The organism is Bradyrhizobium sp. McL0616 (assembly GCF_049993385.1).
In the GTDB taxonomy this organism is placed as follows: domain Bacteria; phylum Pseudomonadota; class Alphaproteobacteria; order Rhizobiales; family Xanthobacteraceae; genus Bradyrhizobium.
Genome location: NZ_CP188255.1, coordinates 7,752,394 through 7,765,642, shown reverse-complemented (window position 1 = coordinate 7,765,642; position 13,249 = coordinate 7,752,394). Strand labels below are relative to the sequence as shown.

The following is a 13,249-nucleotide window of genomic DNA, read 5'->3' as shown; positions in this document are numbered from 1 at the left end:
CATAGCAGGGGGGCGGGGGAAGCGCAAAGGCCGCCCAGACAGGGTTCGGGCCTTCAATCGACCGTCCCAAGCCGCGGAAACGCGCCCGGGGCGGCGGCCAGCATGCCTCGCGCACGGGCGGAATCGTCGTCCATCTGGCGGATCAGGGCCTCCAGGCTGTCGAATTTCAGCTCCTCGCGGATGAAGCCGATAAACGCGCAGTCGAGCGCCTGCCCATAGAGGTCGCCCTTGAAGTCGAACAGGAAGATTTCCAGCAGCGGCGAGCCATTATCAAAGGTCGGGCGGCGGCCGAAACTTGCCACCCCGTCCAGCCGCTCGGCGCCGCGGCCGACCCGTACCGCATAGATGCCGTGCTTCAACCCGCAATTGGCATCGAGCCGGATGTTGGCGGTGGGATAGCCGAGGTCGCGGCCGCGCTTCTCGCCATGGATGACCTCGCCGGTGATGAACCAGGGCGCGCCCAGCATGGTGGTGGCTTCATCGAGCTGGCCTTCCGCGAGCGCGATCCGGATGGCGCTGGAGGAGACCGGGCGTTCGTCGATATCGACATGCGGCTGCACGTCGACCTCGATGCCGAGCCGGGGCGCCTCGTTGACCAGAAGGCTCGGCGAGCCGACCCGGCCTTTGCCGAAATGGAAGTCGTATCCGACCGCGATTCCGCCGATGCCAAGGCGTCCGATCAGGTCATGGTGAATGAAATCCTGCGCGGTGGTCCCGGCTCTGGCCTTGTCGAAGGTCATGACCACGGCGCCGGCAAGTCCGGTCCCGGCCAGGAGCCGCAGCTTGGCCGGCTCGTCCGTCAGGCGGAATTGCGGGGTGTTCGGGCTGAAGAACCGGCGCGGATGCGGCTCGAAGGTCAATGCCAGCGCAGGGCGGCCATGCGTCCGGCCCATTTCCAGCGCCGCGGCAATCACTGCGCGGTGGCCGAGATGGACCCCGTCGAAATTGCCCATGGCGACCACGGCCCCCTTCAAAATCGCAGAATCCGGCGTGGTATCGCGGATAACGGTAAATTGCGGGGCCATCAGGGGAATTCTCGAAGCGGCAGGACCGGTTCAGACCGTGGCTTGAGCCGCCCGACGAAGTCAAGCGGGAGGGGGCGGCCGCATTGAACACGATTTCAATTCTTCGGGCGGCCTCCAATTAACGCGCTGTTTAACGCCTGGGTGCTAGTGCTTCGAAGGTGGAACTGCGGGGCCCCGGCCTGGCAGGTCCGATTGTAACATTCCTGGGATTGCGTTGGGGGAGTCGAGATGGCGGTTGATTTGTCGATGTCGGTTCTGGTGGTGGACGACTACAGCACCATGATCCGTATCATCCGGAATCTGCTGAAGCAGCTTGGCTTCGATAATATCGATGATGCCAGCGACGGTTCGGCAGCGCTGAACAAGATGCGCGGCAAGAAGTACGGGCTTGTGATCTCCGACTGGAACATGGAGCCGATGACGGGCTACGACCTGCTCCGCGAAGTGCGCGCAGACCCCAACCTCGCCACCACGCCCTTCATCATGATCACGGCGGAATCCAAGACCGAGAACGTGATCGCGGCCAAGAAGGCCGGCGTGAACAACTACATCGTCAAGCCGTTCAACGCGGCGACGCTGAAGACCAAGATCGAGGCGGTCTTCCCGGACATGGCGAGCGCGTAAGCGCGATCAAGCCATCACTTGAATTCGGAAGGCCCGGGCGTCTGTCCCGGGCTTTCTGCGTTGCAGCGTCGTTCCTCACGGAACGACAGAGATCACCACTTCAGTTCGCGCATCAGCGCCTTTGGCGGGTGGCCGAACAATTCCAGCACGGACGCCGGGTCGAGCTGGTCAAGGCCCTCGAATTCCTCGGCATGGATGCCGCGCGTGACGAACAGGCAGTCGATGCCGAATTCGCGCGCGCCGGTTAAATCGGTGCGGACGGAATCGCCGATCGCCAGCACCTTCTTCCGGTCGATCAGGTGGCCCTGGCGTTCGCCGGCCAGCGCCATCGCACGCTCGTAGATTGGGCGGTGCGGCTTACCGTAGAAGATCACCTCGCCGCCGAGCTCGCGATAGAGCTCGGCAATCGCGCCGGCGCAATAGATCAGCCGGTCGCCGCGCTCCACCACGATATCGGGGTTGGCGCAGACCAGCGTCAGCTTGCGCTCGCGCGCCTTCAGCATCATGCCGCGATAGTCTTCCGCGGTCTCGGTCTCGTCGTCATAGAGGCCGGTGCAGACGATGTAGTCGGCCTCTTCCAATGGCGCGGTCACCGCATCGAGGCCGCGATAGATCGAGTTGTCGCGCTCGGGGCCGAGCCAGAACATTTTCCGGCCGGGATGGTCGGCGACATAGAGCCGCGTCAGGTCGCCCGAGGAGACGATCGCGTCGTAGGTCTCGTCGGCGACGCCGAGCTTGCGCAATTGCCGCTGCACGGAGTCGGCCGGGCGTGGCGCGTTGGTGATCAGGATCACCGTACCGCCGCGGCTGCGATAGGTATGCAACGCCTCGCAGGCCTCGGGGAAGGATTCCAGGCCGTTATGGACCACACCCCAGATGTCGCTGAGCACGACGTCAACGCCGCCCACGAGCTCGCGCAGGCTTTCGGCGAAATGCAGCGTGGTCATGATGCGCGCGGCCGATCAGACGCGACGCGCGAGTGCCGCGTTGCCGGTGACGCGCGGTGACGGAGGGGCGCCAGACGTTGCGCCTGGGCTGGGTGTTCCGGAGCCATTGGATCCCTGAATGTCCTGCGCCTGGTTCGGCGCGGCCCCGGCGGTAGCAGAAGCCCCCTCGGGTCGCAATGGCCGGGGCGGCGCGAACAGAAAGCCCTGGCCGAACCGCACGTCATAGTCGAGCAGGTCGATCACTGCGCGCTCGCCTTCGATCCGCTCGGCGATCAGGTCGATGCCGAAGCGGCCGAGCAGATCGGACAGGTCGGAGGGGTGAATGTCCGAGGTCGACGCCCGCTTCGGGTCGAGCAGGAGGGACGCCGGCACCTTGATGAAGCGCACGCCGCGGTCGGCGAGCTCGCGCGGTTCAATCCGTAAGTCGGTGACGTGGTCGATCGAGAAGCGGAAGCCGCGCTGCGCGAGCGCTGCGAGATTCTCGGTCTCGGCGGGGCCGAGGCTGCGGAAGGTCGACTGCTTGAACTCCAGCACCAGCGATGGCGCCAGCGCCCGGTTGGCCTCGAGGAAGTCGAGGCATTGGGCGAAGGTGGTGGAGTTGCCGAGCGTGGACGCCGCGACGTTGCAGAATACGCCGACATCCTTGTTGCGCACCATCAGCCGGCGCAGCACCTGCACACAGCGCAGCATCACCATGTTGTCGATGCGCCCGATCAGCCCGGAGGCCTCTGCGATGCTGATGAACTCTTCGGCCGCGATCAGCTGGTCGCGCTCGTCGCGCACCCGCGTCACCGCCTCGTAGAACCGCACCTTGCGCTGCGGCAGCGTCACCATCGGCTGGAGGAAGATGTCGATGCGGTTCTCGTCGATGGCGTTGCGGAGCATCGCCAGCATCTGGGTCGGGTTGCGTCCATTGCCGGTCTGAACCGAATTGCCGGTCTGGACCGCATTGGTGGTCTGGACCGCCGGCGCCGGCCGCTGGGTTGCCGGAAGCGGGGGCGGCGCGGGCGCGACCAGCCTTTCCTCGGGCATGGCAATCAGGTCGATCGGCGCCTCCGGCTCCACCCGGGGGACCGGGACGGGGGCAGGCGTGCCGTCGGCCAGCAGGTCCTCATGGGCCGACACCGTGGCCGCGAGCTGTCGGACCAACCCGCCGAGTTCGTTGATCTCGCCGACCACCGACTGGATGCGGTCGGAATTGGTCGAATTGGACGAGGCGATGCGTCCCTCGACCGCCGCGAGCCGGCGGCCGAACTCGGCCACCTGGCGGGCGAGGTCAGCGGTGCCGCGCGATAGATCGGCGATCTGGCCGCCGACGTCGCTGCGGTCGCGCAGCCGCATCGACACCGCGTTGTAGAGGATCAGGAAGGTCAGCGCGGTGAGCGCCACGATCGCGGATTCGGTCCCGCTGATCCCGGCGACCGAGTAGAGGACAAGCCCGAGAGAGGCCGCGACCAGAACCATACAGATGGCGATGAAGACCGTCGAAATGCGAATCATGCCGCGCGCTACGCCTCAAGAGCTGACTGCCTCACCGGGAAAACACGGGTCACTGTACGAACCCGTCACGCCTCATGCTCCCCCAAGCCGCATCACCCTAACATCATTGTTGATTCGAGGGGATAGCAGCCTCTTCATCGCTCAAGTCAATCCAGCCCGGCGAAAGCCTTCGAGGTAGTGCTCGCGGTCGGGGGCGAGCTTCATCGGCATGAACTCGGCGATCCAGGCGAGCGAGACGTTGGGCTGGGCCCGGTGGAGTTCCTTCAGGGCCGCGCGGGCGATCTCGGTGTGCCCGGCCATGCCGGCGGCCGCGGTCAGTACCCGGTGCCCGCCGACGAAATCGCTGCGCTGGCGCAGGGCCTCCTGTGCGAGCCGGATGGCTTCCGCGTAATCGCCGCCGAGGAAGCGGGCATAGGCGGCGATGCCGAAATAGACAGGGGCATAGGGGTCGCGCGGGCTGAGGCGGATCGCCCGGCGCGCGGCCTCGTCGGCGTCCCGCCAGCGGCCGCAATAGCCCAGCGCCAGCCCATAATAGCCTTGCGCCAGCGCAAAGTTCGGATTGAGCTGCAGCGCGGTCTCGAACTCGGCGAGCGAGTCCTCGAAGCGCCGCGCGAACAGATTGACATGGCCTAGCGCATTATGCGCCCAGGCATCCTCGTCGTCGGCACGGATCGCGGCCCGCGCCGCGGGCTCGGCGACGGAGATCGCAGCGGCCATCTCCGTCCAGCCCATATGCGCGGTGAACATGTAGCTGGTGCCGAGCAGCCCGAGCGCCTTGCCGTAGTTCGGGTCGAGCGCGATCGCTTTTTCGAGCAGGGCCTGGGCAACGACATGATCCTGCCGCGTCACCCGCCAGTAGTGCGAGAGCGCGCGCATCAGCAGGTCCCAGGCATCCATGCTGTCGGGCGGCTTGCGCTGGGCGCGAAAATTCTCCGCGGCATAGAGCTGCGGCTCGATCGCGGCGACGATCGCCTCCGTGATCTCGTCCTGCACGGCGAAGACGTCGGCGAGCTCGCGGTCGTAGCGCTCGGCCCAGAGATGGCTGCCGGTGGCGACGTCGTTAAGCTGCGCGGTGATGCGGACGCGGTCGCCGTCCTTGCGGATGCTGCCTTCGACGACATAGCGCACGCCGAGCTCTTCGGCGACCTGGCGCAAATGAACCGTGCGGCCCTTGTAGATGAAGGAGGAGTTGCGCGCGATGACGAAGAACCAGCGCAGTTTCGACAGCGCGGTGATGATGTCCTCGCTGATGCCGTCGGAGAAATAATCCTGCTCGGCCTCGCCGCTCATGTTGGTGAAGGGCAGCACGGCGATTGCGGGACGATCGGGCAGGGACAATGCTGCCGGCGCCGTGTCGGCAACAGCCGGTATCGCCATGGCGGAGAGTTCTGTGACCTCGCCGACGAAGCGCACGCCCTTGCGTGCCACGGTGCGGATCAGCCGCTGCTCGTCGCCATTGTCGTTGACCGCGCGCCGCGCCGCGTTGATCCGGCTGGTCAGCGTCGATTCCGAGACGACGCGGCCGTTCCAGATCGCATCGAGCAGATTGTCCCGCGTCACCACGCGCTCGCGATTGCGGATCAGATAGAGCACGAGATCGAACACCTGGGGTTCGAGCGCGACCAGCGTATCCGCCCGCCGCAATTCGCGGCGCTCGGGATCGAGCACGAAATCCTCGAAATGAAATGTCACGCTGCGCCTCGGCTCCGGCTCGGAAATCAAGGTGATCTGAACGTAAAATAGCGCCGCTCTCAAGGCCAGCCGATGACATGCGCCGTATCGTCCCGGGCGTTTTCAACCGCAGGAGATAGCCATGTCGACATCTGCAGCGCTCAGCACCCAAGCCGCAACTCAACCCGATCTCGCCGCCGTCAAGCAGCGCCAGCACGGCGCCTGGTCGTCCGGCGACTATGCCGTCGTTGGCACCACCCTGCAGATCGTCGGCGAGCAGCTCTGTGAGGCGCTGGATCTGCGTGCCGGCAGCAAGGTGCTGGACGTTGCCGCCGGCAACGGCAATGCGACGCTGGCGGCGGCGCGGCGCTGGTGTGACGTCACCTCCACCGACTACGTGCCGGCGCTACTCAAACGCGGACAGGAGCGGGCCACGGCCGAGCATCTGACGGTCGAATTCCGCGAGGCCGATGCCGAGGCACTGCCGTTTGCGGATGCGAGCTACGATGTCGTGCTCTCGACCTTCGGCGTCATGTTCACACCGGACCAGGACAAGGCGGCTTCCGAGCTCGCTCGGGTCTGCAAGTCCGGCGGCAAGGTCGGCCTCGCCAACTGGACGCCGCAAGGTTTCATCGGCCAGCTCTTCAAGATTATCGGCAAGCATCTGCCGCCGCCGGCCGGCGTGAAGTCGCCGGCGCTGTGGGGCACGCCTGCGCGGCTTCAGGAGATGTTCGGAAGCCAGGCCTCGGAGATCGCGGCCGAACCGCGCATGTTCGTGTTCCGCTATCGCTCGCCGGAGCACTGGCTCGAGGTCTTCAAGTCGTTTTACGGCCCGATGCTGAAAGCCTTCGCCGCGCTCGACGAGACCGGCCAGGCGGCGCTGCGGCTCGATCTCATGACCCTGCTCGGCGAGTTCAACCACGCCGACGACGGCACGGTGGTGGTGCACAGCGAATATCTCGAAGCCGTCATCACCAAGCGTTGAGGTGCGAAGTCGGTCAGGACGGCGCCGCGGCGCCGACCGTATCGGCCGAAACAGCGTCACGGCTGCCGAGCGGCTTGGGCCGCCCGGTGGTCGTGTCCCGCAGGGTCTGCCGTTCGACCTCCGAGTTCAGCTCGGCCCCGAACATGATCACGATCGCCGACATCCACATCCACGTCATCAGGCCGATCGCCGCACCGAGCGAGCCGTAGGTCGCATTGTAATTGGCGAACGCCGAGAGATACCAGGACAGCAGCGCCGAGCCGGCGATCCAGAGAATGGCGGCTGCCACCGCGCCGATGCTCAACCATTGCCAGCGCGGTGCGTCGCGGCTCGGCGCGAACCTGTAGAGGATCGCGAGCGCCCCCAGCAGGATGACGAGCAGCAGCGGCCAGCGTGCGAGTGCGACGATCAGCTTGCTCTCGGGCGCGATGCCGAGATGATCAAGCGCGAGCGGGAAGGCGACCACGGCAGCCACCATGAGCAGCAGCGCCGCGATGGCGCCGGCCGTGAAGGTTAGGGAAATCAGGTTCAGCTTGATGAAGCTGCGCTTCTCGCGTTCCTCATAGGCAACGTTGAGGGCGTCGAACATGGATTTGACGCCGGCATTGGCGCTCCAGATCGCGAGCACGAGGCCGAACAGGAAGGTGATACCGAGCGCCGTATTGCCGTGCGACACCACGCGCGCGACCTGGTCCTCGACGATCTGGAACGCGCCTTCCGGCAGCATCATCGCCAGCGTCTGGAGATTGGCGCTGATGGTCGAGGGATCGGCGAACAGGCCGTAGGATGAGACGAGTGCGGTGACGGCGGGAAAAACCGCGAGCAGCCCAAAGAAGACGACGCCACCCGCGGTTGCCAGCAGGCGATCGTCGTCGATGCGCTGATAGGTACGCCAGAAAATATCCTTCCAACCCGCCCAGGGGATCGCGAACGGGCTCTTCGCACGGCGGCCGTGGCCGGGCTGTGTGGCTGCGCCGGCCGGACTCGCTTCGGGCGAATTCGCCTCGGCATTGCGATGCTCTTGCGGAGGCCCCGATCGGAGGACGCCGGAGTCCTGAAAATAGCGTTCAGCGCTCAGCACGAAGACAGCGGTGGCCGCGACCAGCAGCCAGGAATCGAATTGCTGAGAACCCCGCGCCGCCATTACGTGCCTTGCCCGTGACGGCTCCGGCGCGCCGCGGTGAACCCCAACACGCCAACGGCCGCGAGCATCAAGCCCAGTTGCACCGGCCTGTTGGTGCGCAGCGAACGCCCTTTGTTGCCACGATCTCGTTCTTGACCGCGTTCACCCGGTGCGAACGGCGCCAACGGAATCGTCGTTGCAACCTCTTTCACCGCCTCCTTCACCGTTCCGCGCGGGATACGGGGGGTGGCGATCGCCACGCGCAGACGGCTGGCAAGCGGCACGATCCGCCTGGTCTTGCGCTTCATCTGAGCCATGGCCACACCGGCGCAGATCGCCGCCAGCACCAGCAGCACGCAGCCGACGGCGCCGAATCCCCAGAATTGGCCATGAGTGATCGCAACCCAGCGGTACAGTGTGATCAGGCCCACGAAGCAGGCTGCGACGACGAACAAGCCCGCCACCGCGAACAGTCCCGCCGCAACCGCGTAAGACGTCACCTTGCCGGTCGCATGGCTGGTCTGGTCGCGCAGATAGGATCGTGTGGCGCGTTTGAGATGATTGAGCTTGAGCGCCAAGCCGGCGCGCAGCAATTCGCCCGATGGCGCGAGCATGTGGACATCCTCCGAGAGCGGAAATTCCCATTCGGGGATGAACGTGGCGGCGTTTGACTTGTTCCGCCGGCGCTGTGCCGCGCGACGGATCAGCCGAGATCGGCGGCCGCGATCCAGAACACCTCGCCCTCGGACTCCTCGGTGTCCAGCCACAGCAGCGGCAGCTCCGGAAAGGCCTCGTCGATCAGGTCGCGGCCACGGCCGATCTCGCAGATCAGCCCGCCGTCCGGCGTCAGATGGTCGGGCGCGTCGCGCAGGATGCGGCGGACCACGTCGAGACCGTCGGCGCCGCCGTCAAAGGCGAGTTTTGGTTCGGCCCGGCATTCCGGCGGCAATGCCGCCATGCCTTCGGCATCGACGTAAGGCGGGTTGGTGATGATCAAATCGTATTTGTTGTCGCCGAGCGGGGCGAACAGATCGCCGCGATGGAGCGTGATGCGTTCATCGAGCCCGTACTCCCCGACATTGCGCCCGGCAACCTCGATCGCGCCCTTGGAGATGTCGACGGCATCGACCGCGGCATACGGGAAATGATGCGCGGCGAGGATCGCCAGACACCCAGATCCCGTGCAGAGATCGAGCACGCGCTCGACGGAGGTGGGATCGTCGATCAGGGAGCCGGCTTCGCCGCCGCCGCCGAAATGCGAGTCCAGCAGCTCGCCGATGAAGGAGCGCGGAACGATGACACGCTCGTCGACATAGAAGGGCAGGCCGCGCATATAGATCTTGTTGACGAGATAGGCGGCCGGTTTGCGCGTGGTGACGCGCTTGTGGATGAGATCGAAGATGGTCTTGCCTTCCGCCGCCGTGACGCGCGCGTGAGCAAAGGCGTCGAACTGGTCGGGATGCAGATGCAGGGCCTCGCAGACGAGGAAGGCGGCTTCGGCGACCGGATCGGTGGTGCCATGCGCGAAGGCGAGCTTGGCCTCGGTGAAGCGGCTGACCGCATAGCGGACGAAATCGAGCAGCGTGAGAAGCTCGCCGCGGCCGACCTTGGCGAGTTTTGGCGCGGCCCGGCTGCGCGCGATCTTTTTGGATGCTCTTGCCATCAGGATCGGGTCCAGCGTGCGGCGGCTTGGTCGTCGCGGGCCTGGGCCTCGACCCAGCCGGTGCCGGTGGCGCTTTCTTCCTTCTTCCAGAACGGGGCGCTGGTCTTCAGGTAGTCCATCAGGAACTCGGCCGCCTCGAAAGCCGCCTTGCGGTGTTGCGATGCGGTCAGCACCAGCACGATGTTCTGGCCCGGCATGAACCGGCCGACGCGGTGGATGATGGTGACGCCGTTGAGCGGCCAGCGCGACGTAGCTTCGTCGACATGGCGCCTGATCTCTTCCTCGGCCATGCCTGGATAATGTTCGAGCGTCAGCGCGGCGATCTTTGCGCGGCCCTCATCGGCCCGGCAGATGCCGGAGAAGCTCACGACCGCGCCGATGTCGGTACGGCTTTTGGTCAGGCTCGCGATCTCGCGCGCGATGTCGAAATCATCTTCCTGGATGCGGATGGTGACGGCGCCGGTGGTGACGGGGGAGGTCATGGCCTAGCCGCCGGTCATCGGCGGGAAGAAGGCGATCTCGCGGGCGCCCGCGATCGCGGCGTCCGCCTTGACGTGGGCATGGTCGATTGCGGCGCGGATCACTTTCGGCTTCTCGAACGCGTAGGCATAGGCCTCGCTCCGGCCGGACAGCCAGGCGATCAACTCCTCGACGGTGCGCACGGTCGCAGGCGGCTCGACGGTCTCTTCGGCCATGCCGACGCGCTCGCGCACCCAGGCGAAGTATTTCAGCTTCATCCCTCATCCTCCTTGATGAGGTGATGGATGCCGGCGCGGAAATAGTCGTAGCCGGTGTACATGGTCAGGATCGCCGAGGCCCACAGCAGGGCCAGTCCGGTCATCGAGACGACGGGCATCACCTCGTCGCCGGCCGGGCCAGCGAGCAGGAAGCCGATCGCGACGAGCTGGACTGTGGTCTTCCATTTGGCGAGCTTGGTCACGGGCACGCTGACGCGGAGCGCCGCGAGATATTCGCGTAGGCCCGAGACCAGGATCTCACGGCACAGGATCACGATCGCGGCCCACAGCGACCAGCCATGGATGATGCCGTCGGCGGCGAGCATCAGCAGGCAGGAGGCGACCAGGAGCTTGTCGGCGATCGGGTCGAGCATCCGGCCGAACGCCGATTGCTGATTCCAGATCCGTGCGTAATAGCCGTCGAGGTAATCGGTCACTGCGGCCGCGATGAAAATGGCGACCGCGACCCAGCGCAGCCACAGCGGCTGATCCAGAATCGACTGCGCGTAGATGCACCCGATCACGACCGGGATCGCGGCGATCCGGCCATAGGTCAGGAGGTTCGGGAGGGACATCGCGCGGCTTGTGGTCCCTCGTGTCGTGGCGATGTTCATCCGTCCTACCAATACCGCTCGAGCCCGAACGTCAACCTTACGCCCCCAAATGGGGTGCAGGATGCGACGACCATATGACTGCGGCCCCTTGAGTTCACCCCGGCTGGGGATGGAAATATTCGAAAATCCTGCGGGCGCTCTCGGCGCTTACCCCCGGAACCTTGCCGAGATCGACGATCGAGGCCCGTTCGATCTCCTTCAGGGTTCCGAAATGGTGCAGCAAGGCACGTTTGCGTGACGGGCCGATGCCCGGAATCTCCTGCAAACCAGCCTCGCGAATGTCCTTCTTGCGCAGCTTGCGGTGCGAGCCGATGACGAAGCGGTGGGCCTCGTCCCGCAGGCGCTGGATGAAATAGAGCACGGGGTCGCGCGGCTCGAGCTTGATCGCCTCGCGCTCCGGCATGAACAGGGTCTCGCGGCCGGCATCCCGGTCCGGTCCCTTGGCGACCGACATCAGCGACACCTGGGTCAGGCCGAGATTTGTAAAGATCTCCCGAACGGCGTTGAGCTGGCCGCGGCCGCCGTCGATGACCACGAGATCCGGCCATTGCGGGAAGTCGTCGTCCTTCGCCTTGGCCGCACCCTCTTCGGGTGGATTGATCAGGCGCTTGAAGCGGCGCTCCAGCACCTCGCGCATCATGCCGTAATCGTCGCCGGGCGTCAGCCCTTCCGACTTGATGTTGAACTTGCGGTACTGGTTTTTCACAAAACCATCGGGGCCCGCGACGATCATGGCGCCGACCGCATTGGTGCCCTGGATGTGGCTGTTGTCGTAGACCTCGATCCGTTTCGGCGGGTGCGGCAGGCTCAGCGTGGTCGCAATCGCGTCGAGCAAGCGGCTCTGGGTCGCGGTGTCCGCGAGCTTGCGGCCAAGTGCCTCGCGCGCATTGGTCAGCGCGTGGGTGACGAGCTCCTTCTTCTCGCCGCGCTTGGGCGCTGCGACCTCGATCTTGTGGCCGGCCTTGATCGAGAGCGCGTTCGCAAGCAGCTCGCTCTCCTCGATCTGGTGCGAGAGCAGGATGTTCTTCGGCGGCGGCTTGTCGTCGTAGAACTGGGCGAGAAAGGAGCCGAGCACCTCTTCCGGCGTATAGGTCTTTTCCGCGCGCGGGAAATAGGCGCGGTTGCCCCAGTTCTGGCCGGTGCGGAAGAAGAACACCTCGACGCAGGAGAAGCCGCCTTCCTGGTGGATGGCGAACACGTCGGCTTCTTCTACCGTGCGCGGATTGATGCCTTGCTGCGACTGGATCGCCGACAGCGCGGCGAGGCGGTCGCGGTAGAGCGCCGCGCTCTCGAATTCGAGTTCGCCGGAGGCCTTCTCCATCTCGCCTGCCAGCTCCTGCTTCACCGCCTGGCTTTTGCCGGACAGGAAGTCGGTCGCCTCGCGCACCAGCGTCGTGTAGCCGGGGAAATCGATCTCGCGGGTGCACGGGCCGGCGCAGCGGCGGATCTGGTAGAGCAGGCAGGGCCGGCTGCGGCTCTCGAAGAAGGAATCGGTGCAGGAGCGGATCAGGAACGCGCGCTGCAACGCCGTGATGGTGCGGTTGACGGCGCCGGCCGAAGCGAACGGGCCGAAATAACGGCCGGGCCGCGACTGCGCGCCGCGATGCTTCAGGATCTGCGGCGCCCAATGGTCGCCGGTGATCAGGATATAGGGAAACGATTTGTCGTCGCGAAGCTGCACGTTGAAGCGCGGCCGGAGCTGCTTGATGAGGTTGGCTTCCAGCAGCAGCGCTTCGGTCTCGGTCGTGGTCGAGACGATCTCCACGGAGACGGTGGCCGCGATCATGCGCAGGATGCGCGCCGGCTGCGGCGCACTCTGGCGCGCATAATTCGACAGGCGCTTTTTGACGTTCTTGGCCTTGCCGACATAGAGCACGTCGCTGTTCGCAGCGAGCATGCGATAGACGCCGGGCGAGGTCGGGGCGAGGCGGACCGCGCGCTCGATCGCCTCATGACCTGTCGCCAGCGGCTCTTCGCCGACCGCGCCGCTCTCTTCCAGGATATCCGGCAGCCGCGCATCGTCCTCGTCATCGCCGCTCACCGTGGCGGGATCGAGGTCGGGCGGCGTCAACCCCTCGGTCGGGGCGTCCGGTGCGGTGCGGTGCGCTGGTTTGCGTGCGCGCGCGTCGTCCGGATTGTCGGTGGAATCGTGAACCATGAGACGCATTTAAGCGCTGGGGATGCCGATTTGAAGTTCCGGCATTGCCGCACGCACAGGATAGCGCGCAGTTCCCGGTAACGCTTCCTTAAGTCTGTTAACTGCGCGGTAACGGGTCTTAACAGGCCTTTAACTTAAAACTCTCGATAAATCCTACGCGAAAAGTTCTTGGTTCCCCAACCATGCGGGTTTGCCTTGCGCG

Annotated in this window: 13 protein-coding genes; 2 read left to right on the top strand and 11 right to left on the bottom strand. The window is 65.5% G+C overall.

Features of this window, described 5'->3' with window-relative positions; translation table 11 throughout:
• Window positions 1–53: 53 nt before the first annotated feature.
• The gene (locus ACPPVR_RS37480; RefSeq protein WP_426611508.1) at window positions 54–1,025 is read right to left on the bottom strand and encodes a bifunctional riboflavin kinase/FAD synthetase; all 972 of its coding nucleotides are present in this window, start codon (window positions 1,023–1,025) and stop codon (window positions 54–56) included.
• A gap of 228 nt (window positions 1,026–1,253) precedes the next feature.
• Between ACPPVR_RS37480 and ACPPVR_RS37475 the strand changes: the two genes are divergently transcribed.
• Window positions 1,254–1,649: a response regulator gene (locus ACPPVR_RS37475; RefSeq protein WP_027523055.1), complete on the top strand. Its 396-nt coding sequence runs from the start codon at window positions 1,254–1,256 to the stop codon at window positions 1,647–1,649.
• Window positions 1,650–1,741: 92 nt separating this feature from the next.
• Here the strand turns inward: ACPPVR_RS37475 and ACPPVR_RS37470 are convergent, their stop codons facing one another.
• The 3 genes from ACPPVR_RS37470 to ACPPVR_RS37460 form a co-directional block, all read right to left on the bottom strand.
• A complete protein-coding gene (locus ACPPVR_RS37470) occupies window positions 1,742–2,596 on the bottom strand; it encodes a TIGR01459 family HAD-type hydrolase (protein WP_426611507.1) in 855 nt (284 codons plus the stop codon).
• Between the two features lie 15 nt (window positions 2,597–2,611).
• A complete protein-coding gene (locus ACPPVR_RS37465) occupies window positions 2,612–4,096 on the bottom strand; it encodes an EAL domain-containing protein (RefSeq protein ID WP_426611506.1) in 1,485 nt (494 codons plus the stop codon).
• Between the two features lie 141 nt (window positions 4,097–4,237).
• Window positions 4,238–5,788 (bottom strand): winged helix-turn-helix domain-containing tetratricopeptide repeat protein, encoded by a 1,551-nt coding sequence (locus ACPPVR_RS37460; RefSeq protein ID WP_426611505.1) that lies wholly within the window; start codon window positions 5,786–5,788, stop codon window positions 4,238–4,240.
• Between the two features lie 121 nt (window positions 5,789–5,909).
• On the opposite strand from ACPPVR_RS37460, the gene ACPPVR_RS37455 reads away from it, so the two are divergent.
• Entirely contained in the window at window positions 5,910–6,752 is an 843-nt protein-coding gene (locus ACPPVR_RS37455) for a class I SAM-dependent methyltransferase (protein WP_426611504.1), read from the top strand.
• Between the two features lie 13 nt (window positions 6,753–6,765).
• Here ACPPVR_RS37455 and ACPPVR_RS37450 read toward each other — a convergent pair whose 3' ends face one another.
• The 7 genes from ACPPVR_RS37450 to uvrC all read right to left on the bottom strand — a co-directional run bounded on the left by ACPPVR_RS37450 (window position 6,766) and on the right by uvrC (window position 13,047).
• Window positions 6,766–7,896 carry a YihY/virulence factor BrkB family protein gene (locus tag ACPPVR_RS37450; RefSeq protein WP_426611503.1) on the bottom strand — a complete coding sequence of 377 codons (1,131 nt, stop codon included), beginning with the start codon at window positions 7,894–7,896 and terminating at the stop codon, window positions 6,766–6,768.
• On the bottom strand, window positions 7,896–8,489 hold the full coding sequence (locus ACPPVR_RS37445) for a phage holin family protein (protein WP_426611502.1): 594 nt from the start codon (window positions 8,487–8,489) through the stop codon (window positions 7,896–7,898). The genes ACPPVR_RS37450 and ACPPVR_RS37445 overlap by 1 nt, the downstream gene beginning before the upstream one ends.
• Window positions 8,490–8,578: 89 nt before the next feature.
• Entirely contained in the window at window positions 8,579–9,538 is a 960-nt protein-coding gene (gene prmB, locus ACPPVR_RS37440; RefSeq protein ID WP_426611501.1) for a 50S ribosomal protein L3 N(5)-glutamine methyltransferase, read from the bottom strand.
• A complete protein-coding gene (locus ACPPVR_RS37435) occupies window positions 9,538–10,020 on the bottom strand; it encodes a molybdenum cofactor biosynthesis protein MoaE (RefSeq protein ID WP_426611500.1) in 483 nt (160 codons plus the stop codon). The genes prmB and ACPPVR_RS37435 overlap by 1 nt, the downstream gene beginning before the upstream one ends.
• Window positions 10,021–10,023: 3 nt before the next feature.
• Window positions 10,024–10,275: a molybdopterin converting factor subunit 1 gene (gene moaD / locus ACPPVR_RS37430; protein ID WP_426611499.1), complete on the bottom strand. Its 252-nt coding sequence runs from the start codon at window positions 10,273–10,275 to the stop codon at window positions 10,024–10,026.
• Window positions 10,272–10,889 carry a CDP-diacylglycerol--glycerol-3-phosphate 3-phosphatidyltransferase gene (pgsA, locus tag ACPPVR_RS37425; RefSeq protein WP_426611498.1) on the bottom strand — a complete coding sequence of 206 codons (618 nt, stop codon included), beginning with the start codon at window positions 10,887–10,889 and terminating at the stop codon, window positions 10,272–10,274. The genes moaD and pgsA overlap by 4 nt, the downstream gene beginning before the upstream one ends.
• Window positions 10,890–10,983: 94 nt before the next feature.
• On the bottom strand, window positions 10,984–13,047 hold the full coding sequence (uvrC, locus tag ACPPVR_RS37420) for an excinuclease ABC subunit UvrC (protein WP_426611497.1): 2,064 nt from the start codon (window positions 13,045–13,047) through the stop codon (window positions 10,984–10,986).
• Window positions 13,048–13,249: the final 202 nt, after the last annotated feature.